Here is a 21969-nt window from a genome sequence, read left to right on the forward strand (position 1 = left end):
GTTGGCGCAGGCTGCCCGCGCAGCAGCAGGCGCTGATCGGGGAAGATCACTTCGTCGGAGCGATGGTCGGCCCGGCGGCGAGGATCTGGGCATTGATGGATGCCCGCTCGTCGTCGGTCACCCGATAATTCTGCATCGCAGTCACCATGGCGTCACCCGCGTCCGTGAGGCTGCGACTGGTTTCGTGCAAGATGTCAGCGAGCTCATCTGCGGCCTGGTTGAACAGCGGGATCGACCGTGGGAAGAACGTGCTCAGGGAGCCCGGGACCTGGCAACCATCCATGTACCTTGCCGACAGGCTGTATTGCTGCGCGGCAGTCGGCAGGTTATGGGTTCCGGCCTTGCCGAGTTCGACCAGGTTGGCGACGGTCTGATTCTTCCCGCCGGGGCGTTCTATGAGATCGAGCTGTTTGTATGTCCCTGCGCTGATGCGTGGCTTCGGCACCCTCAGCTCCGGGCTGTCGAACGCCTGAGCACTGGAGATATCTGCTTTCAGCCCTGCGGCCAGCAGCCCGTCCTGGTCGGCGATCCACTCCTCCAGGCTCTTCAGCGCGTTTTCCGCGCTAACTATGACGTTCATTGGCGAACTGTTCGGCTCCAGCGGCAAGATTTGCAGGTTTGGCTCCGTACCTCCGTGTTTCGCCACGCCGTAGAGGCCGCTGGCCAGGCCGGCAGCGCCGACGATGAGCGCCGTCCCACCGCTCGCGAACAGACCGATGACGCCCAAGACAATACCGACGGCCTCGACCACGGCCTTCCCCGGCATGTCCTTCGACGTATCGGCGAAGCCCAGCTCGGCCTTCGACTTCGATATCCCGTCCAATGCGGCCAGGCAGCTTTGGGCGACGAACGTGACCGATCTCCCGCTTCTGCTGGAGGCCACCTGGAAAGCTGCTGCCGCGGTCGCCATCTCTCTGGCGTAGAACCGCTGGCACTTCGACGCCCGATCGAACGGCGCGAGGAAGTTCTTCTCAAAGTTGGTGGCGGCATCGCCGAGCCACAGACCTTCGTTAATCATGTTGGCGACGGGCCTTACGTCTTCTTCGGCGGCGAAAACACTCCCGTCCACCGTCCCGCCGATGGGCCGGGCGTTCGGCCCGCCACCCCCGCTGGCGTCGGCCAACTGGTCGACGTTCACCTTGAAGTCGTGCGCGTCGAGAACGTAGTACCGGCGCAAACGGTTCAGGAGGTCATCGACTGAGCCGAAGAACTCGTTCGTTTCCTTCTGAGCGTTCGGGTCGACCGCGTTCGGAGCATCCGGTTCCGTGGCCTGGCCGGTTCGCATTCTAGACTGGATGTACTCCCTCCACTTCTGCTCGGCCTTACTTCTTATCTGGCCCAGAATCGGCTCAAGTTCATGCTGAAGCTTCACGCGTTCGTCTTCCTTCCGCTGCCGATGCGACTCCACGGCACAGTTTCTGTCCCGGCTCCTTGCCACATCCCTGCCAGTACGCTTGCCACGTCCCTACGGCACGGTTACGGCTATGACACAGACTGCGGTGGAACGTGTGATCCTCCGCCTTCATCTGACCGTCGGTAGTCTCCACGACCTGCCGCCCAGAATCCGCACACATTCCGCCCACGGGGTCACCGAAGGCGACCAGCGGCCGCACACCGGCTACCAGACCTGACGGCGTGGACCGGTCCTCCGACGAGGCGGACCACCGGGGATCGTTGCCAACGGGCGTCCGCCAGGGCGGACAGCGCTCTGCGCGTCACGTCAACGGCGGCCGCGCTCCCCTGCACGAGTTCGGGAAGGACAGGGGGTGGGTGGCCGGGACGCTCGCTCCGGCATCGCTCAGAGGTTCTGCGGGAAGCCCAGGTGGAGACCGCCACGGCTCGGGTCAAGCCAGCGCGAGATCACGACCTTGCCCCGGGTGAGAAGTGCACGCCTTCGGTGCCGTGGGCGTGCGTGTCGCCGAGGAGGCTCTGCTTCCAGCCGCCGAACAAGTAGTAGGAGACGGGGACCGGGATCGGCACGTTGATCCCGACCATGCCGACCTCCACCTCGCGCTGGAAGCGGCGGGCCGACGCCGACGACTCCGACGCGCGGCGGCGCCAGGTTCAGCGTTCCTCCTTCTCGGTGCGCGCCGCGGGACCGTCGCGTTGTCCGGTCTCGCCGCGCAGTTCGGCGCCGAGTTCCTCGAGTTCCTGACCGCCGGCCATCTCGGTGGTCAACCGCGCGAGCGTGAGCTCGTCGCGCCGGGCGTCGAGGGCCACCTGGCCGAGCTTGAGGATGACGAAGTGGTCGCCGACCAGGTACGCCTGCTGCGGGTTGTGCGTGATGAAGATGACGCCGAGGCCGGCGTCACGGGCCCGGAGGATGTACTTCAGGACGACGCCGGACTGCTTGACGCCGAGGGCGGCGGTGGGCTCATCGAGGATGATGACCTTGGCGCCGAAGTGGATGGCCCGGGCGATGGCGATGCACTGGCGTTGGCCACCGGAGAGCGAGGCCACCGGGCGGTCGAGGTCGGGCACGATGATCCCCATCCGCCGCAGCTCCTCGGCACAGATGCGCTTCATCCGCTTGATGTCGAGGGTGCGTAGCGGCCCTCTGCGGATCTCGTTGCCGAGGAAGAAGTTCCGCCACACCGACATCAGGGGCACGAGGGCGAGGTTCTGATAGACGGTGGCGATCCCGCTGCTCTGGGCGACTCGGGGCGAGGCGAACCGGCACGGCTGGCCGTCCAGCCGCATCGCCCCTTCCGTGTAGTCGTGCAGGCCGGAGATGATGCTGATCAGAGTGGACTTGCCGGCACCGTTGTCGCCCAGTACGCAGGTGACCTCGCCCTGGCGGACGTTGAGTGTCACGCCGCGCAGGGCATGCACGTTGCCGTAGCTCTTGCCGACGTTGTCGAGCTGTAGCAGGGGCGGTGCCGGGTCGGTGGCCTGCCGAGGTTCGATGGTCGTGGTCGTCACCGCAGGTCCGCCCTTCGCTTGACGTACAGGTTGACGATCGTCGCGAGCAGCAGCATCAGGCCGAGGAAGGCCCGGAACCAGTCGGGGTTCCACCCGGCGTAGGTGATGCCGAGCTGGGTCATCCCGAAGATCAACGCACCGATCGAGGCGCCGACGACCGAACCGTAGCCGCCGGTGAGCAGGCAGCCGCCGATCACCGCGGCGATGATGAAGATGAACTCCTTGCCGACACCCTCGCCGGACTGCACGGTGTTGAACTGGAACAGCAGATGCATGCCGGAGAGCCAGGCACAGAACCCCACGGCCATGAACAGTCCGATCTTCGTCGCCCGTACCGGCACACCGACGGCCCGCGCCGCTTCGGCGTCACCGCCGACCGCGAAGATCCAGTTCCCCACCTGGGTACGCAGCAGGAGGTACGCCGCGACGCCGGTCAGGACGATCCAGTAGAGGACGGTGACCTTCAGGTTCACCGGTCCGAGGCTGACCTCCGACCCGAAGATCTTCTGCGCGCTGTCGAAGCCGTCCATGTCGCTGATCGTGGAGCTGGCGACATTGCCGGTGAGCAGCCGGGTGACGCCGAGGTTGACGCCCTGCAAGATGAAGAACGTGCCCAGCGTGACGAGGAAGCTCGGCAGGCCGGTCTTGAGCAGCAGCCACCCGTTGAACGCGCCCACCGCCAGGGAGAGGGCCAGCGCCAGGAGGACACCCACCCAGACGTTGAGACCGAAGTTCCAGGCGAAGAGGGAGGCGGCGAGGCCGGAGGTGGTGACCGCGACGCCGGTGGAGAGGTCGAACTCACCGCCGATCATGAGCAGTGCCACCGGTACCGCCATGATGCCGATGGTCGAGGCGCCGTAGAGGATGGTCCCGACGTTGGCGACGTTGCGGAACGGCTCCGCCACCGCCATGAACAGCAGGAAGATCACTATTGCGCCGATGAGCGACCCGACCTCGGGCCGGCTGATCAGCCGGGCCAGCAGGGGGCGGGTGGCGACGCGGTCGTCTCGAGCCCCCGCCAGCCTGTCCGGTTCCATCGCGGTGGCAGTCACGTCCGATCACCTCGTGCCGTTCGCGGCGAACTTCTCGACCGCGGCGACGTTGGAGCTGTCGACGAATGCCGGGCCGGTCAGCGTCGCCTGGCCACCGCCGATGGTGTTGCCGTTGGTCCGGTAGAGCCACAGGCTGTCGACCGCGAGGTAGCCCTGTAGGTAGGGCTGCTGGTCGACGGCCCATTCGACCTGGCCGGTCTTGATGGCGCCGACCAGTTCCTGGTTGGTGTCGAAGGTGACCACCTTGGCGGAGCCGCTGGCCTCCTGGACCGACTTGACGGCGGTCAGCGCGAACGGCGCACCGAGGGTCAGTACCCGGTCGATGCTCTTGTCCTGCTGCAACTTGGCGGTGATGGCCGCCTGGACGCTCGGCATGTCGGTACCGGTGACGTAGATCTTCTCGGTGTTCGGGAAGGTGGACCTGGCGCCGTCGCAGCGCGCCTCCAGCCCGACGTGGCCCTGCTCCTGGATGACGCAGAGCGCCTTCTTGGCGCCGTCGCGGGTGAGCCGCTCGCCGGCCGCCTGGCCGGCGAGCTTCTCCTCCTGGCCGAAGTAGCCGAGGACGCCCATGCTCTTCCAGTCGCCGATGCCTCCGTTGAGCGCGACGACGGGGATGCCGCTCTGGACCGCCTTGGTGACGCCGGCCCGCATGGCGTCGGGCTTGGCGAGGGTCACCGCGATGCCGTCGACCTTCTTGTCGATCGCCGACTGGACCAGGTTGGCCTGGTTGGCGCCGTCCGGGTCGGCCTGGTATTGCAGGTCGACGTTGTCCTTCTGCGCCGCGGCCTCGGCACCCTTACGGACCAGGTCCCAGAAGGTGTCGCCGGGAGCCGCGTGCGTGATCAGGGCGATGGTCATCCGCGGGGTGTCGGCAGTCCTGCCGGTGCCATCGCCATCTCCCTCGGTGGACTGCCGACCGCCGGTGGAACTACAGGCGCCGACGGTGAGCGCCAGCGCGACGCCGGCTGCGATCACGGAGATGCGGAATGTACGGGAGGTGCGGATCATCGAACCTTTTTCCACCTCCCCTTGCGGTCCGTCGTGGTCGCAGGTGGAAGTCGGGGCGCACGCGCCGCGCGGCTCGGGTTGGAAACTGTTCATTGTGGCGTGACCACCTTTCGCGATCCGCCGCGCGGACGCGGACTGGGACGGGTTGGTGTGCTGCGGTGATGAGCGCTTGGTGTGGGTGGTGGGGGGATGTGCCGCCTCGCTGTCAGCGCAGCGGGCCGCAGGACCGGAGGTAGGCCAGGGTCCGGGTGGCGATGGGCAGGGGTTGGTCGGGCGGGCAGGGGTACATGTCCTGTTCGACGATCGCGAACATCTCGACGTCGAGCCGGGCAAGGACGTCGAGAATGGGAGACAGCTCGGGCAGCCCGTTGGGAGGCTCGCACATGACACCGAGTCGCACCGCCTCGCCGAACCCCGTACCCTCGGTCCGCACCGTGGCGAGGACCACCGGGTCGACCTGCTTGAGGTGTACGTAGCCGATCCGCTCCGGATAGTCGTGGATCAGCTTGAGGCTGTCCCCGCCGCAGTACGCGAGGTGCCCGGTGTCGAGGCACAGGCTCACCAGGTCGGGGTCCGTGGCGTGGAGGAACCGCTCGACGTTGCCGTGGGTGTCCACGTGCGTGTCGGCGTGCGGGTGGAACTGGATCCGCAGGCCGAACTCCTCCCGGAGCTGGCGGGCGAGCCGGTTCACCCGCGCGGCGTACGCCGGCCACTGCTCGTCGGTGAGCTGCGGGTCCTCGATGACCCTGCCGGTCTGCGGGTCGCGCCAGAAGTCGGGGATGACCACCAGGTGCTCGGCGCCCATCGCCGCGGTCAGCGACGCCGCCGCCGACACGTCCCGCCAGGTGGTGTCCCACGAGTCCGGCCGATGCAGGTGTTCGAAGATCGTGCCGGCGGTCATGGTCAGCCCGCGCCGGTCGAACTCCTCCCGCAGCCGCAGTGGGTCGGTCGGCAGGTAGCCGTACGGGCCCAGTTCGATCCGGGTGTAGCCGGCCGCCGCGACCTCGTCGAGAAAACGCGCCCACGGGGTCTGCCGGGAGTCGTCGGGAAACCACACCCCCCAACTGTCGGGGGCGCTGCCGATCATCGCCGGCTTGGTCATCGGGGTCTCCTCTCGGTCGGCGCCAGATGTGGACGCTGGGTGGCCCGGTGCGTGACGTAGGACTGGTACGCCCGCCGGGTGCTGTCGAGTTCGCTGACCTGGCTGACCGGCACGTCCCACCACGAGTCGCTGTCGGGGCCGTGGACCGTGGGGTCGGTCTCGACGTGGATGACGACGGGTCCGCCGGTCGCGGGGGCGGCCTTGGCGTCCTTGATCGCCTGGTCGAGTCCGTCCGGGCTCCGTACCTCGATGACGGTGGCGCCGAGGCTGCGTGCGTTGGCGGCGAGGTCGACCGGCAGCCTCCCGCCGTCGAGCCGGCCGGTGGCGTCGTCGCGGTAGCGGTAACTGGTGCCGAACCGCTGCGAGCCGAGCGATTCCGACAGCGAGCCGATGGAGTGGAAGCCATGGTTCTGGACCAGGACGACGATGACCTTGACGCGTTCCTGCACCGCGGTGACCAGCTCGGTCGGCATCATCAGGTACGAGCCGTCGCCCACCAGGACGAAGACATCCCGCTCGGGATCGGCCAGCCGCACCCCGATCCCGCCGGGGATCTCGTAGCCCATGCACGAGTAGCCGTACTCGACGTGGTACGCCCTGCGGTCCCGGACCCGCCACAGCTTGTGCAGGTCACCCGGCATGGAACCGGCGGCGCACACCACCACGTCCCGGGGGTCGGACAGCTCGTTGACCCGACCCAGCACCATGCCCTGGGTCAGCACGCCGGGGGCGAGGGCGTCCAGCACCTCGGGACCGGGGCGGTAGGTCGCCTCCACCCGCGCGTCCCAGTCCCGCCACAGGCTCGCCTGCCGCCGCCGGTGGTCGGGGGGCACCGCGTACCCGTCGAGGGCCGTGCCGAGCGCGGTCAACGCCTCGCGGGCGTCGGCCACCATCGACAGGCCGGCGTGCTTGCCGGCGTCGAAGCGGGCAACGTTGATGTTGACGAAGCGGACGGCCGGGTCCTGGAAGGCCGTCCGCGAGGCGGTGGTGAAGTCGCCGTACCGGGTGCCGATCCCGATGACGACGTCCGCCTCGCGGGCGAGCGCGTTGGCGGCGGTCGTACCGGTCGAGCCGACGGCACCCATCGCCTGCGGGTGACCGTACGGCAGCGAACCCCTGCCGGCCTGGCTCTCGCCGACCGGGATGCCGGTCGCCGCGGCGAACGCCGCCAGGGCGTCCTCGGCACCGGAGTAGTGCACCCCGCCACCGGCGACGACGAACGGCCGGCGGGCCGACCGGATGATCGCGGCGGCGTCGGCGACGTCGACCGCCTCCGCCGGCGGCCGGGCCACCCGCCAGACCCGCTCGACGAACAGCTCCACCGGCCAGTCGTACGCCTCGGCCTGCACGTCCTGCGGCAGCGCGATCGTCACCGCCCCGGTCTCCACCGGGTCGGTCAGCACCCGCATGGCGGCGAGCAGGGCCGAGGGCAGTTGCTCGGGCCGGTTGATCCGGTCGAAGAAGCGGGACAGCGGACGGAAGGCGTCGTTGACGGTGAGGTCGCCGGCGTACGGCACCTCGATCTCCTGGAGTACCGGCTCGGCCACCCGGGTGGCGAAGGTGTCGGAGGGGAGCAACAGCACCGGCAGGCGGTTGACCGTGGCCAGTGCGGCGCCGGTGAGCATGTTGGTGGAGCCGGGGCCGATCGACGCGGTGCAGGCCCAGGTCTGCAGGCGGTCCCGCTGTCGGGTGTAGGCGACCGCCAGGTGGACCATCGCCTGCTCGTTGCGGGCCAGCACGTAGGGCAGGTGCTCGGTGCCGCGGGCGAGTTCGTTCTGTAGCAGGGCCTGGCCCACCCCCGCGACGTTGCCGTGGCCGAGGATGCCGAGGCAGCCGGCGAAGAGCCTCCGGCGCTCGCCGTCGCGTTCGCTCCACTGGTTGGCGAGGAAACGTACAACGGCCTGGCCGACGGTCAGGCGAACGGTCGTGGCGCTCGCGGTCATCGATGCCCTCCCATCGGCAGTCTCGGGTCCACGGACTGCCCGGCCCATGCCTGGCGCACCCACCCGTGGGCCGGGTCGTCACAGATCAGCCAGGCCCGGGTGGCGCCGGGGCCGGCCATCACGTTGAGGTAGTAGAGGTCGTAGCCGGGCGGGGCCATCGCCGGGCCGTGCCAGCCGTGCGGTACGAGGACCACGTCACCGGAGCGGACCTCGGCGAGGACGTCGATTGGACGCTGCGGGGTGCCGTAGACCCGGTGGTAGGCGACCGGGTCGGCACCGTCGACCGGCGGGTCGCCGTCCTCGGCCCGGACCTCGAAGTAGTAGATCTCCTCCAGTTCGGTCTCCACACCCTCGCGCTCCTCGTCGTGCTTGTGCGGCGGATAGGAGCTCCAGTTGCCGGCGGGCGTGACGACCTCGCAGGCGATGATCGAATCGGCGTCCAGCACCGATGGGATGCCGAAGTTGCGTACCTCGCGCGAGGCAATGCCGGCACCGCGAAGCTCGACCGGCACGTCGGCGGCGGCCACCTGACACACCGGCAGGGGCGCGGCCCGCTTCGTCGCCCTCGCCCCCGCCAGCGCCACCACGGCCGGCACACCGCCCGGGTTGCGCACCGTGAGACGCGCCTCCCGGGGTACGTAACACACGTCGGTCGGGCCGGCGAAGACACTCTCCCGGCCGGCGAGCCGGACGTCGTGCCGTACCCCGGCATGGTCGACGATCTCGACGCCCGGGCCGCCGCGCAGCGGAACGACGATGATCTCGCTGGGGCCGGTGGCGAGGTCGACCTGACCGGCCGGCGGCAGCGTGGCCACCCGAAGGCTGGTGTGCTGCCACCCGTCCAGGGCATCCGTGATCGCCACCTGGAAGTCGCCCGCGCCGGCCGTGCCGTGGCGGTGGACCCAGCGGCTGGTCGTGCTCATGCCGGCTGCCGGTGGACGAGGCCCGCGGCGATGTCGACGGCGGTCGCCACGTCGCCGTCCGGTGGGAAGAGCAGCGCGCGCCCGACGACCAGCCCACGTACGGCGGGCAGGTCGAGCGCGGCGCCCCACCCGGCGTACATCTCGTCGGGTCGGCCGCTCGGGTCGCCGCCGAGCAGGAGTGTCGGCAGGGTGGTGGCGTCCATCACCCGGGCCAGGTCCTCGACGACCGGCAGCTTCAGCCAGGTGTGCTGGCTGGTCGCCCCGAGCGCCGAGCCGATGTGGATCGACGCGACGACCGACTCGGGGTCCAGCAGGTTGCGGACCCGGCCCTCGACGCGGACGGACAGGAAGGGCTCCACCATCGCCATCAGGCCGCGCCCGGCAAGTTCCGTGACCGCTCGGCCACTCGCCTCCAGGGTTGCCGGTGTCGCCGGATCGTCGAGGCAGATCCGGGTGAGCATCTTGCCCCCGTCGAGACCGCGGGCGGCGATCTCCGCGACGCTGTAGGCGGTGAAGCGGTCGTCGAACTCGAAGACCGAGCCCTGGAGACCGCCGCGATTCATCGAGCCGATGACGATCTTGTCGTCGAGCGCGCCGAGCAGCAGCAGATCGTCAAGGACGTCGGGGGTGCCGAGCACCCCGTCGACACCGGGCCGGGACAGCGCGGTGACCAGGCGTTCCAGCATCTCGCTGCGGGACGCCATGGCCTGCCGGTCGTCCCGTACGCCGAGCGCACCGCGGGCGGGGTGGTCCGCGGCCACGATGAGCAGGCGGCCGTCGGGGCCCACCAGGTGGCGACGCCTACGGACGGCCCACCCGGCGGCGATCCGCTGCGGCTCACGCACCCGCACCTCGGTCAGCGCACGGATACGCGGCAGGTTCGAAGTCGTGATCATCGTGGCACCTCCACTGAACCTTCTTCAACCTGAACCGCCCGGCGGGTACGCCCCGACTTCCACCTGCGACCACGACGGACCGCAAGGGGAGGTTGAAAAAGGTTCACTGTCCGGTCGCCGACGAGGACCTCGACCTCTAAACGCTTGACGTCCTCAAGCCCCACACCGTGCTCGAGCGGATAGATGTCGACCCCGGTCCGGCCCATGGCGACCAGGTCGTACGCCGTCACGGCAAGATCACCTGCCGGCATCGGTCCACCTCCCGACGAGGTCGCTTCGGTGCGAACAGTGGCCATAACCTCAATTCCCCTTGATCTGGGCGAGGGCGACGGGGCGGCGCTCGGCCCGGGACAGTTCGCACGCCTCGGCGACCCGGAATGCTTCGAGCGCGTCGTGCACGGTGCACGGCGAGGGGCGAACGCCGCGGGCGACATCCGCGAAGGCGATGAGTTCGGCCTCGTACGCCGGCCGGAAGCGCTCCAGGAAAGACCAGTTGCGCGGCCCTCGGGGAAAGTCGACGTCCGCCTCGGCGGAGTCCATCGCCAGCGAGTGGTCCAGCCCGACCGCGATCGTGGCCCGCTCACCGAAGATCTCCATCCGCACGTCATGGCCGCCGCCGTTGTACCGAGTCGTGGAGACCAGCACGATGGTGCCGTCGTCCATGGTCAGCAGCGCTCCGCCGGTGTCGACGTCGCCGGCGGCCGAGAAGAAGTCGGCGCCCTTGTTGCCGCCGGTCGCGTAGGCGGTGGCCACCTCCCGCCCGGTGACGAACCGCAGGATGTCGAAGTCGTGGACGCCGCAGTCGCGGAAGATTCCGCCGGAGGTCGGGATGTAGGACTCGTGCGGCGGCGCCTGATCATGGGTGTTGGCCCGGATCGTGTGGACGAAGCCGAGTTCGCCCGCCTGGACCGCCTGCCGGGCCCGCTGGTAGCCGTCGTCGAAGCGCCGCTGGAAGCCGACATGCACGGGAACCTCGCTGGCCGCGACGAGGTGGGCGAGCTCGATCGTCTCATCGAGGGTCGCCGCCACCGGCTTTTCGCAGAACGTGGGTACGCCCGCGGCGATGCTCTGCCGCAGCAGGGGGGCGTGGCCGGGGGTGGCCGTCGCGATCACGAAGCCGTCGACGCTCGAGGCGAGCAGCGCCCCGACGTCGCGGGCGACGCTCGCCCGAAGCTCGTCGGCGACGGCCCTGGCGGCCTCGACGTCGGCGTCCGTGACGACGAGGTCGTCGACGAAGTCCAGAGCAGCCAGTGTCCTGGCGTGAAAGGCGCCGATCCGTCCGACGCCCGCGAGCCCGATACGCATCCGTGTCCCCTCCCGTGCATGGAGGTATGCCCCGCTCGCTACGCGACCCCGGCAGGGCCGCCAACGTTGCCCGAGAGCCTGCCTGGGGGTAAAAGCTCTGTCAAGGATTTGTCCTGACATAGTCACGTGCTGTCTTACTATCAGAGCGGGTGCAGGGTTCGGCCGTGGCGATTCAGGTCGGCATGCTGATCGAACAGCGCTGACCAGGCCACACCTCGCCCATTTTCGGCGTACGAGTCTTGGTGCCCAGGTAGGTACGGCTGGACGTACGGTCGGATCGGCTCAACGCGGTCGCCGTCGGCAGAGACGGCTCGTGGTCATGCGCCGGCAACGGGGGGGTGCCGGCGCATGACCACGAGGTTCGAGGGGCGGTTACATGGCGCACATCCCGCCGCCTCGGTTGCACGTACGGCCGTCGCCGGTGGTGTACGTGTTGTTCGGGCCCGGCACCGACCGCTTCGGCGGCGGTGCCTGCGAGGCGCGCCGCTGGGGCGGGGTCCGGTGGTAGTCCGGCCAGGTCGGGGCGCGCACCGCGCGGACACCCTGCCCCGGGATCGGGCCGGTGAAGGTCGGTGGGTACACCTTGGCGCCCGGCGGTGGACTCCAGGCCAGGAGGCTGGGAAGCCACGACGGCTCCGCAGTCTTGGGCCCGGGGTCGCAGAGCTGGACGATGGACACACAACTTGCGCCAGGCTGCCCGGCCGCGGATCCCCCGCTGCCGTAGCAGTCCACTGTCTTGATGCCGCAGGTGGCGTAGTAGTACGTGCCGGCGAAATACCCGCCGGCCTCGATCAGCTCGCTGCGTTCGCCGATGGTCTCCCGGCTGAGCCACTGGGATGGCCGGCTACCCAGGTGCCCGACCTCGTCGCCGAGCTTGCCCATCTCGCGGAAGGTCCGGTACGAGCCCGTGCTCGACACACCGCTCGTGAGGCGCGAGGCGTTCAGCGCGTTGCCGGCGTACCTGGCCGCCCCCACCGCCAGTTTGCCGACACCGGGCGCCAACTCCAGGACATGGGCGGCGCATCCCAGGGCCTTCTTGTCCCCGAAGCAGCTACTGACCGTGTTGATGCCACCCGCGACGAGAGCCGCGACCGCCAAGGCACCGCCGATGGGCGTGGCCGCGAACGCCATGGCCGCTATCCCGACCACCGGTGCGGCGTGCTTGGCGACCGTCTTGATGCCGTTCCACACGCTCTTCGCCGCCTTCTTCAGCCAGCCCCAGAGCAGACCGGTGGGGTCGGAGAAGGTGACCGGGCTGTTGTTGCTGTAGGTGTAACCGTGCATCTGCTGCGGGTCGGACAGGTCCAGCACCGGGTCGACGGAGATGAACCTGCCCAGTTGCGGGTCGTACTGGCGGGCACCGAGGTTGGTCAGGCCGGTCGAGGAGTCCAACGTGCCGCCCACGAAGCCCTTGTCACCCGCCCACGGCACGGGCGTGCCACGCGGCGCACCGAACGGCGTCTGGCGGCGCTGACTAACCTTCTGGCTCTCGAAGTCGATCGCCACCTGGGCGGTGTCCTGGTGGTCACCGGCCTCCCAGCTCACGCCCGCCGCCGTTCGCGTCGCCACTGTGGAGTCGCCGTGCTGGTAGTAGCGGGTCGCGGTCAGCTTGCCGGTGGACTTGGTCAACTTGAGGTCCTGCCCGCCCAGGTACAGCGTGATGGTCGTCGGGTCCTCGCGAAGCAGCCGCTCGCCATCCGCGTCGTACACGAAGCGGGTTTTCTTGTCGCCCTCGCTGACCTGCTCCAGCTTGCCGAGCGGGTTCCAGTCCAGTTGCTGTCCGGGCCGGGTGGACATGTTGCCGATGCTGTCGTAGGTGAAACTCTCCGTCTTCGCCGCCGCGCCGGGCGCGGTCGTGGTCACCGACTCCACCTTGTGGGCGCCCGCCGCCGGGTACCCGTAGGTACGCACGGTGTCGCCCGCCGAGGCGTGCTGGGTCTCGGTGAGCCGGTTGCCGACCGCGTCGTACGTGTACGAGTGCCAGTACGGCGCGGCCCCGCCCAACGAACCCACGCCCGGCGCGGCGGCGCAGTCGCCGGTCGGGGTCCACGCCTCGGTCAGCCGCCGCAGGTGGTCGTATCGGAAGCACTGCGCGTCGTGCGGCAGGTCCTTCGGAGTATTGGCGATCGAGGTCACGTTGCCGGCCGGGTCGTAGGTGTAGTTGACGTCGGTCTGCATCGGGCGCGGCACCTCGGCGTCCACGATGGAGCGCGTGAGACGACGGGTGCTGTCCTCGTAGTAGTACGACAGCCACGCCCGCTTGCCGATCGGGCCCAGCTCCAGCCGGGCCGTCTCGCCGAACCGGGTGTACTCGCTGCTGGTGACGTACTCGAAGGTCGGTGACTCCGCCGGCCCGCCGGTGAGCGTGGTCGGGTTGCCGAGGTCGTCGTACTCCTGGGAGACGGTTTCCTTCTTCAGGTCACCGATCTCCGGCAGGGTCATGCCCTTCGGCGTGCCGTCCCAGTTGAGCGTGCTGTAGGTGGTGTAGGTGCCGGCGAGGGTCTGCGTCCGTGGGGACTGCGGGATCGTTACCTTCGTCTGGTACGGGTGGTACAGCTCGGTGTAGTAGTCGAAGGAGGTCGTGTACGCGGCGCCGTCGACGTACCGGGTGGCGGAGGCGAGCTGCCCCACCCCACCCGTGGCCGTGTCGTACGTCCATTCGGCCAACTGCGTGTCGCCGGCCTTGACGGTGCGCTTGCGCCCCAGCGGGTCGTAGCTGCTGGTGAGGGTGACGTCGCGGGCGTCCTTGACGGTCAGGAGCTGGCCGGCGTCGTCGTACGTCATCGTCGACACACCCCGGTCCGGGTCCTCGGACCGGATCTGGTTGCCCCGGATGTCGTACTCGTATCGCCAGACGTTGCCGCTCGGGTCCTTTACGGACTTCCGCTGGCCCGCCTCGGTGTGGGTGTACGTCGTGGAGTCGTACGCCCCGGTGGGCGTCGCACCACGGTACTGGCGCAGCTCGACCGTCTGGCCGCGTGCGTCGGAGATCACGGTGGTGGCCGTGCCGCCCCGGGGCGGCGTGACGTGCACCCGGTCGCCCCCGTAGGCCGTGCTCGTACGCCACCGCTCCTCCACGCCCGCCTTGTAGATCTCGGCGATCGGGCGGCCGGCGCCGTCGTGCGTCGTCAAGGTGTGGCCGGGGATCTGGGCGTCGCTGGCCACCCAGATGTTGTCGTCCAATGCCGCGTTGTTGAAGTACGGCTGGGTCGTCCGGTACGCCCGGCCCTGCGAGTCGTACCGGGTGTCCGTGAGCAGCCGTCCGCCACCCACCGCCGGCACCTGCTCCTGCCGCAACCGCAGCAGGCCGTCGTAGATCTCCTTCGTCGTGACGTAGTTGCCCTTCGCGTTGAGCACCTCGCTGGTGACCACGGTCGGCGCGTCGCCCCGGATGAGGTAGCTGAACCTGGCGCTCGCGTCGTCCTGGTACGTGGTCCGGGAGCGGTTGGGCAGCCACACCCGGGCGGTGCGGCCGAGCGGGTCGTACGCGGTCTCGGTCAGGCGCTGGTTGGCGTCCAGGACGGCGGTCGGCAGACCCCACGCGGGTGTCAGCGTCGTGCTGACCGTGTGCCCGAGCGGGCCCGTCACGGTCGTCCGCGTGACGGGGCCGCCGTTGGTTGGCGTGTAGGCGGTCCTGGTGAGCCGGCGGAGCGCGTCGCGCGACTCGGTGACCCGGCCATGCAGGTCATACGTGTTGGTGGCGGTGGTGTAGTACCCCGGTGCGCCGGACGACGGACGGGCCGACAGGCTCTTGCTGGTAATCAGGTTTCCCACGCCGTCGTACTCGGACAGCACGTCGCTGATCGCGTTGTCCGGGAAGACCGGGGTCGCGCCGCAGCGCACGGCTACCGTCTCGGCCCGGGACGGCAGGTTCATCAGCCAGGCGCCCTCGTTCCGGGCGTACCAGGTGCTCGTGCAGCGGTCGTCGGCGGCGGTGGAGGTGTCGCCGAGATCGCTGACCGTACGCACCAGGCCACGTTCGTCGAATGTGGACTCCGCTCGGGTGGTGCGCCAGTCGCCGCCCGCCAGCGCGGTCCACGACTCGGTCAAGCCGGCGCGAACGATGTACGACTTCAGCGCGTCACGGGTCGCGGTCGGCCCCTGCCAGGTGGGCGTGTTGATCTCGGTGGCGACAACCCGGTCGGTGTCGCCGTCGTAGGTGGTCGTCTCCAGCGGGGTGCCGTTGAGCCAGTCCTCGTCGTCGCGGGCCGGTCCACGGGTGCCCTGGACCTGAACGCCACGGGTGCCGGTCGGCAGCTTGTCGCCGTGCATGCCGCGGTAGAACCGCCGCTCCGTCATGCCGACCGGGCCGCTCGGGTCACCCGGCACGCCGGTACGGATCCGCACCTTGCCGTAGCCGCGGAACTCGTCCCAGGTCTTCTTCTCCGCCTTCGTGAACTCGGACCGGTCGTAATGCCAGGCCGCCCCGTCCAGGTACTCGTACGTGGTGACCTGCTGGATGTTCGCGGTGATCGGCACGGGTAGGCCGCTGAACCGGTCGGACTGGGTGACGCTCTCCACGACGTACTTGTGGAAGTAGTCGGTGCGCTCGGCGATGTTGTCCTTCTGCCAGCGCACCGGAAAGCACCGCAGCGTGTTGGTCTCCGGGTTGGCCGGCATCGAGCTGCCCTCGACGCAGTTCGCGCCGGCGTACTGGACGGCGATCGAGCCGCCGGCCTCGGACAGCACCCCGGTGACCCGGTACCGGTGCAACGGCGCGAGACCATCCACCTTGTACACCCGGTTCGGCAGCGCAATGCCCTCGAACGTCACCGCCGGCAGCCTGACCTCACCGCCCACGTGTCCGGTGTGGACGATGCCGCGCAGCCACAGCGTGGCCTTCTCGCTCTGGCCGTCGCCGGTTTTGGGGAACAGGTGCTCCAGCGTCCACGAGTCCACGTCGGTGAACCCGCCGCCGTTCCGCACCCGGGTGACCACCTTCGCGAGGCGCTTGGTCGACCAGAACGTCGGCGACGCCTTGCCGGAGCAGGTGGCCGTATCGCACTTCTCGTCCCACGGCACGTCCGGCCAGTTCTCCTTCTTGTCCGGGGTGCAGGTGCTGCCCGGCACGCAACGGTCCGCCACGACGAACTCGACCTGGCCGCTCGCCGGTTGACCGTCACGCATCCCGTACTCGACGGTCCGCAGGGTGCCGCCCCGCACGTACGAGACCGCCGCGTCCTTGCCGTTCAGCCCGTACGAGTTCGTCTCGGCGTCGTAGCCGTACAGCATCAGGTTGCCGTTGCGGTCGACGACCTTGTCGAGGTTCCACCGCCATGCCTGGGTGCAGTACGACGCACCAAAGCCCGCGGCGTTGTTGCAGGGCTCGTTCCGGTCGTCGCCGAACACCGGCACCGTCCACGTCGACTTCGCCTCGGGGCGGGAGCCGAAGAAGAGCTGTGTGCCGTCGACCGTGGTGATCTTCCAGTGCTCGCCGTCGTTGTCGCCGTTGCCGGCACCGGGCAGCCGCTCGATCCGCGAGCCGTCGTCGTTCTTGAGCCGCCACCGGTTCGCCCCGTCGCAGCAGACCAACTGCCCGCCGCCGCCGTTGAACGAGGCGACCGCGTTGTCGCTGCGCCAGCAGAGGTCACCGTTGTCGGCCGGCGGGGTGGTCCCGCCCATGGTGTCCTCCGAGCAGGCGCCGTAGACCCGCTCGATGAATCCCGGTGACAGCTCCCAGCCGTCGCCGACCCACGACGCCTGGTTGTTGGTCGCGCTGGTCCGTCCGTCCACAGCGGACGACGAGTACGAGAGGGCGAGTTCCGGCTCCAACCCACCCGGCGCCGGCGGCACCCGCAGCGGGTAGGACCAGGTGAAGTCTCCCATCTGCGCGGAGACCTCCCAGGTGGCCGACGGCGACAGCGACGTCGCCTTCGGCGTTCCGGCGCCCTTGGCCGGCGTGCCGCCGGGACGCTGGTCGCCGTTGAGCGCGTTGCTGCTGGCCTGGTCCTGGCCCCGACCCGTCACCGTCTCCCGAGTGACCGGGGTGGAGGGCGTGGTGGGCAGCGGCACGGAGGGCTCGATCGCGGCGAACGCCGGCTCCGGCGTGGTGACCGTGCTGATGAACGTGGTGGCGAGTACGGCCACCAGGGCGGCGGCCACCCGGCTGCGGAATGCGCTCATTCTGTCTCTCCCGTCTACCGGTTCTTCGGTGCCGCGGCCGGCGCCTGCAGGGCCGGATACGAGGTGTAGAGCGCCCAGACGCGGTCGCTGTCCAGCACTCCTGCGTAGAGGCGGACGTCGTCAGCTCGGCCCTTCCAGTACTCTCCGGCTCTCCCGTCCGGTCCGATGCCGCGGCCGATCCGCACCTCGCCCCTGGCCGGCCACGCGGCGTTCAGCGTCCCGCTGCCGATGCGGTTGCCGTTGACGTAGAGCCAGTACGTCTTGGACGGCGCGTCGTACACGCCGACCAGGTGCACCCACCTGTCGAGGTCGGCCGGCTCGGTGGTCACCGCCGCCTTGGTGGCCGGGGCGCCCCTGGTGTCCGACGCGGGCATCTCGAAGATCCACGCGCCCAGCTGGCTCTGTCCTTTGTCGACCACGTGGCCGAGCCGGAACTTGCTGGTGTTCGCGCCGTCGATCGAGACGAGGTCCACCTTGCACTCCGGCTGGACTTTGAGGTCGCAGTCCTTCGCGGTGAGATACGCCCACGCCGCCACCGTGAAGCTGGCGTCGGTGCGCAGGTCCACGCCCTGCGTGGACACGTCCCCCGTGCCGGGGAGCGTGACCCCGTTGCCCACCCGACCGGACGTGAACGCCGCGCCACCGGCGAGCGTGCCGGGACGGGCGCCGACCGAGTCCCCCGCGCTCGTACCGCTCGGCTCGTTCAGCGCCCAGTTGTGCACAAGAGACAGATCGCGGCCGGCCAGCACCCGGATCTCCTCGGCGAAGAGCGTCCGGCTGTAGAGCGCCACGTCGTCGATAACACCGGGGAAGTAGTCGAACATCGTGCCGGCCCACCTGCTCCGCCCGATCTGCACCCGCCCGGTCGGGTAGTCCCAGGCGTTGCTGTGCTGCTGTGTCGCCGCCAGCACGCCGTTGACGTACAGGTGCATCCGCCCGCCCTCGGCGTCGTAGACGGCGGCCAGGTGAGTCCAGACGCCGACCTGCGCGGCGCCGCCGATCGCCCGGCGAGCCTCACCGCCGCCCTCGACGTCCCGGGTGAACATCACGAACGACCACTGCTTGCCGGGCTCCGCCTCGATCCGGAACGACGAGACCGTCTGTCCGTCCTGGGAGACCACGCCGAGATGGTGGTCGCCCACCCGGTCCAGCCGCACCCAGGCGGTAGCCGAGAAGCTGCGGTTGGTCCCGACCGCGTGGGGTGCACTGGCGGCACCCGTCGCACCGTCGAGCCGGAGCGCCTTGTCGGACGGGTCCGGGTGGGTGCTCTGCCCGCCGACCAGCGTTACACCGCCCTCCACCTTGCCGGTGAGGCCGCGGCCGGACGAGTCGGGGATCTCGAGGCCAGCGCCGTCGATGCTGTCCAGCCGCCACTGGCCGGCGGTGACCGCGCTCTGGGTGACGATGCCCTGGATCTCGGCCGCCGACAGCACGCGGCTGTACGCCCGCAGTTCGTCCACCGCGCCGTTCCAGGTGTTGCCGACGGATCCGTTCATCCGCATCCGCCCGACGACGAGCTCGCCGGTGGCGTTGAACCCCGCGGCGCGCGTCGCGGACGCGGCGAGCCGGCCGTCGACGTAAAGCTCGATCCGTTTGCTCTCGGCGTCGTACACGCTCATGACGTGGGTCCACTGGCGCGGCTTGGCCGTACCGGCGGCACTGATGACCGCCGAGTCCGCCGGCCGCGTCACCGCGTCGGCCGACGGCAGGTAGAACTCCCACCGGCCGCCGTCCGAATGCCGATAACCAAGGTAGAAGCCGCCGTTGACCGCACCGTCCTGGGTCACCGCCGTCGAGGCGCCGCCCGCCACCGTGGGCACCTCGTCCAGCCACAGCCAACCCCCGACGGTGAAGCTGCGATCCGTCCGCAACACCGGCGTTCCGGTACCCACGTAGTCGTCGGCCCCGCCGAGCTTGACCGCCCCGTTGTTCGGGCTGGTGATGTAGCGGGCGCCGCCGTGCAGCACCGCCGAGGTCCCACCCGGCACCGCGTTCGGGGCGGCCCTGCCCCCGTCCCTCGGCGGGTCGAACTTCCAGTGTCCAAGCTGGACGTTGTCGCGGGTCACGTCGGCGTTCACCTCGGCCACGGAGAGGGGGCGGTCGTAGACCTTCACCTCGTCGATGCCGCCGGCCATGCCGGAGCCGATCTCCAGCCTGCCCTCGGTGTGCCACGGCGCGATGTGCGGGGTCGTGCCGGCCAGCCGGCCGTTCACGTAGAGCCTGATCTTCTGCTCCGCGGCGTCGTAGACCCCCGCCAGGTGTGTCCACTCCCCCGCGATCGCCGGCGCGGTCAGGAAGGACCACCCGGGTGGGCTCGCCTGGTCGGCGTGCGGCAGTGCGAACGTCCACCCACGATCCGGCATGTACTGGAGGCAGAACGCGCAGTTGTTGGCGCCGTGCTGGCTGACAAGCCCGTACGTGGCGCCGTCGGCCCGGTCGAGCCGTACCCACGCCGTCACCGAGAAACTGTCGTCGGTCCGGACAGTGCTCGGCGTGCCCACCTTGCCCGTACCGTCCAGCCGCAGGCCGGGCCCAACCGCGCCGTTCCCGTACGCGACCGGGCCGGTGGCGGTGCCGTCCCGGTCGCCGAGGAAGCCGGTGTCCCGGAGGTTGCCGTCCAGCGACCACTGCGCCAGCGGGCCGTTGCCGGCGCGCACGTAGAAGCGGTGCATCCGCGGGTCGCTGCGGTTACCGGCCCGGTCGACGCTGCGCACGAACAGGGTGCGCGCGCCGTCACCGATTGGCGCGATGCTCACGGTCGCCGGCCCGCCGAGCGAGGACGCGTCCACCTTGTTGACCGTCTGGTCGTCGAAGCCCCACTGGTAGTGGTCGATGTCGTTGACGTTGACCCCGGTCTCGCCCGGCGCCACCGGCAGGAACGTGAACCTCCCCGGCACCCCCACGCCGCCGTGCCATCGGTTGTCGTCCTGGTACAGCGCGGCGACGACCCCAGGTGCGGAGCCGGGCCGATCCAGGTCCACCACGAAGGGTTGCCCGCCGCCGGCAGCGCTTTCCAGGTAGCCGTCGTGGCCATGCATCCACCACTCGACCCGCTTGCCGTTGTAGCCGGCCAGCGAGATCGGGGTGCTGTGCCGGTCTCCGTTGGCCATCCAGCCGCCGTTCCAGGCGTTCTCCACCCCGCCGACCCGGGTACGCCAGGCCGCGTAGAGGTTGTCGCCGTCCTGATCGGTCAGCGTGGCCTCGAAGCGGACGTCCGGCTGAGCGACGTACGGGATGCCGCCACACCAGCGGCACGGCTGCGGCAGCGGCGGGTCCATCCCGAGGGCCCGCGGCAGGTCCGGCTGGCTGTTGTAGGTCACCCGCATCACCGAGGCCTCGGCCTTGTACCGCCGCCAGGCGTACTTGTCGGTTTCGTCGGCGGCTTTGAGGAAGTACGTCGTGATCCCGCCCGCGTTGACGTGCCCGCGCACGTCGAAGCCGACCGGCTTGTCTCCCGCGCAGCCCTCGTAGTTGCTCCCCACGTTCTGGGTGGCGATCACGTCACCCTGTGGCGCGTTGTTCCACGTCGTCCCGCCGTAGATGCCGCTGCGCGCCTTGAGCAGTTGGTGCGGGCGGGTGTTGCACGACGGCCCGTACCCGACGAGCGCGTCGAACGTGGCGTGCAGGATCTGCTTGCCGGCCAGGAAGTCGGTGAAGAACTGGAAGTAGGAGCGAGCTACCCCGACGTCGTTGCAGGCTGCCCAGTCGCATTTCCCGACCTTCGCCCACTGGTCGTCGGAGTTGCCGTTCCAGTACGCCATGTCCGGATAGCCGGTGAAGACCTTCGTCCAGCCGTCCCGCGGCGGGTCGCCCGGCCTCGGGTCGATGGTCACCGGAAACCGGGTCCTCGGGTCGCGCAGCAGCGCCTGGTCCGGCGTCAGGACCAGCGCGGAGCCGGCCAACGCGACGCCGACGCGCGCCACCTTCCCCGCGCTGTCCCACATCACCGACGGCGGCGCCGTGACGACGAGGGTGCCGCTGGCGTCCCGCGCCTCCAGCGCCCCCGCACGTGTCGCCGTCACCTTGAGGTCTTGCGTGGACAGTCCCAGGCGGATCCGCCGCAACGCCGGCTGCCTGGCCGCCACCGCGCTCTTGACCACCAGGTGCTGGCTGTACCCGTCGACCTCGGCCCGCATCACGAGGTCGACACCGGGGAGCACCTCGGGGTACGTGGCGACCGCGCCGGCCAGCACCGGCGCCGGCAGCGTGCCTGGCCAGGCCAGCGCCATCCACCGGCCATCCCGTCCGTACCGCACCAGTGGCGCCGTGCCACCGCCACCGGACAGGACCAGATCGGATCCCACCGCCCGTGGCCGCACCGTCTTGTCAGGATGCCGGACGAGCGCGGTGTCGAGATCGAGCCATCGTCCGTCGCGCGGCACTCGCTGTGGGTACGCGTGCAACGTCGCGGTCATCGTGCCGTCGGGCCGCGCGTCGACCACCCGGGTCGGGGTGGTCATGTTGGCCACCCGGACCGGGGTCCCTTGCGCGGCCGCGGCCCGAACCGCACTGCCCGGGTCGGGCGTCTCCCGCACCAGCGGCGCGCTCCCGCGATCCGTTTCCGGCGTGGACGTGACCGCCGAACCGGCCAGCGGCACCACGGCCGTCAGCAGCACGGCGACCGAAGCGACGAGACCCCGGCGTGAGAGGAACCGCAGGGACGATTGGCGCAACATGAACCCCCCGATCAAGGCT

At 69.9% G+C, this 21969-nt stretch carries 12 protein-coding genes and 1 pseudogene; all 13 read right to left on the reverse strand.

Going from position 1 to position 21969, the window contains the following annotated elements; translation table 11 throughout:
* Positions 1-46: 46 nt before the first annotated feature.
* The 13 genes and pseudogenes from Pma05_RS04780 to Pma05_RS04840 all read right to left on the reverse strand — a co-directional run bounded on the left by Pma05_RS04780 (position 47) and on the right by Pma05_RS04840 (position 21890).
* A complete protein-coding gene (locus Pma05_RS04780; protein WP_203856038.1) occupies positions 47-1372 on the reverse strand; it encodes a hypothetical protein in 1326 nt (441 codons plus the stop codon).
* A 426-nt stretch (positions 1373-1798) separates the two neighbouring features.
* Positions 1799-2031: pseudogene (locus Pma05_RS04785) on the reverse strand (aldehyde dehydrogenase family protein); the annotation flags it as partial.
* Positions 2032-2064: 33 nt separating this feature from the next.
* Entirely contained in the window at positions 2065-2922 is an 858-nt protein-coding gene (locus Pma05_RS04790) for an ATP-binding cassette domain-containing protein (protein WP_239311679.1), read from the reverse strand.
* On the reverse strand, positions 2919-3974 hold the full coding sequence (locus Pma05_RS04795; protein WP_239311681.1) for an ABC transporter permease: 1056 nt from the start codon (positions 3972-3974) through the stop codon (positions 2919-2921). Before Pma05_RS04795 ends, Pma05_RS04790 begins: the two co-directional genes overlap by 4 nt.
* 6 nt (positions 3975-3980) lie before the next feature.
* Entirely contained in the window at positions 3981-4949 is a 969-nt protein-coding gene (locus Pma05_RS04800; protein ID WP_239311683.1) for a substrate-binding domain-containing protein, read from the reverse strand.
* Between the two features lie 238 nt (positions 4950-5187).
* The gene (locus Pma05_RS04805; RefSeq protein WP_203856040.1) at positions 5188-6084 is read right to left on the reverse strand and encodes a TIM barrel protein; all 897 of its coding nucleotides are present in this window, start codon (positions 6082-6084) and stop codon (positions 5188-5190) included.
* Positions 6081-8027: a 3D-(3,5/4)-trihydroxycyclohexane-1,2-dione acylhydrolase (decyclizing) gene (gene iolD / locus Pma05_RS04810; RefSeq protein ID WP_203856041.1), complete on the reverse strand. Its 1947-nt coding sequence runs from the start codon at positions 8025-8027 to the stop codon at positions 6081-6083. The genes Pma05_RS04805 and iolD overlap by 4 nt, the downstream gene beginning before the upstream one ends.
* Positions 8024-8950, reverse strand: coding sequence for a 5-deoxy-glucuronate isomerase (gene iolB, locus Pma05_RS04815; RefSeq protein ID WP_203856042.1), 927 nt, complete (start codon positions 8948-8950; stop codon positions 8024-8026). The genes iolD and iolB overlap by 4 nt, the downstream gene beginning before the upstream one ends.
* A complete protein-coding gene (locus Pma05_RS04820) occupies positions 8947-9846 on the reverse strand; it encodes a Cgl0159 family (beta/alpha)8-fold protein (protein WP_239311685.1) in 900 nt (299 codons plus the stop codon). Before Pma05_RS04820 ends, iolB begins: the two co-directional genes overlap by 4 nt.
* On the reverse strand, positions 9843-10097 hold the full coding sequence (locus Pma05_RS04825; RefSeq protein WP_203856043.1) for a hypothetical protein: 255 nt from the start codon (positions 10095-10097) through the stop codon (positions 9843-9845). Before Pma05_RS04825 ends, Pma05_RS04820 begins: the two co-directional genes overlap by 4 nt.
* Before the next feature lie 49 nt (positions 10098-10146).
* Complete coding sequence (locus Pma05_RS04830; RefSeq protein ID WP_203856044.1) at positions 10147-11151, reverse strand: Gfo/Idh/MocA family protein; 1005 nt, start codon at positions 11149-11151, stop codon at positions 10147-10149.
* Positions 11152-11523: 372 nt separating this feature from the next.
* Positions 11524-17274 carry an RHS repeat-associated core domain-containing protein gene (locus Pma05_RS04835; RefSeq protein WP_203856045.1) on the reverse strand — a complete coding sequence of 1917 codons (5751 nt, stop codon included), beginning with the start codon at positions 17272-17274 and terminating at the stop codon, positions 11524-11526.
* A gap of 14 nt (positions 17275-17288) precedes the next feature.
* Positions 17289-21890 (reverse strand): LamG-like jellyroll fold domain-containing protein, encoded by a 4602-nt coding sequence (locus Pma05_RS04840; RefSeq protein WP_203856046.1) that lies wholly within the window; start codon positions 21888-21890, stop codon positions 17289-17291.
* Positions 21891-21969 lie beyond the last annotated feature (79 nt).

It is taken from the genome of Plantactinospora mayteni (genome assembly GCF_016862935.1).
GTDB classification, from domain to species: domain Bacteria; phylum Actinomycetota; class Actinomycetes; order Mycobacteriales; family Micromonosporaceae; genus Plantactinospora; species Plantactinospora mayteni.

Coding starts and splice junctions, on each gene's coding strand:
- Pma05_RS04805 (WP_203856040.1), bottom strand. CDS start 6,084: ATGACCAAGCCGGCGATGATCGGCAGCGCCCCCGACAGTTGGGGGGTG.
- iolD (WP_203856041.1), bottom strand. CDS start 8,027: ATGACCGCGAGCGCCACGACCGTTCGCCTGACCGTCGGCCAGGCCGTT.
- iolB (WP_203856042.1), bottom strand. CDS start 8,950: ATGAGCACGACCAGCCGCTGGGTCCACCGCCACGGCACGGCCGGCGCG.
- Pma05_RS04820 (WP_239311685.1), bottom strand. CDS start 9,846: ATGATCACGACTTCGAACCTGCCGCGTATCCGTGCGCTGACCGAGGTG.
- Pma05_RS04825 (WP_203856043.1), bottom strand. CDS start 10,097: ATGCCGGCAGGTGATCTTGCCGTGACGGCGTACGACCTGGTCGCCATG.
- Pma05_RS04830 (WP_203856044.1), bottom strand. CDS start 11,151: ATGCGTATCGGGCTCGCGGGCGTCGGACGGATCGGCGCCTTTCACGCC.
- Pma05_RS04835 (WP_203856045.1), bottom strand. CDS start 17,274: ATGAGCGCATTCCGCAGCCGGGTGGCCGCCGCCCTGGTGGCCGTACTC.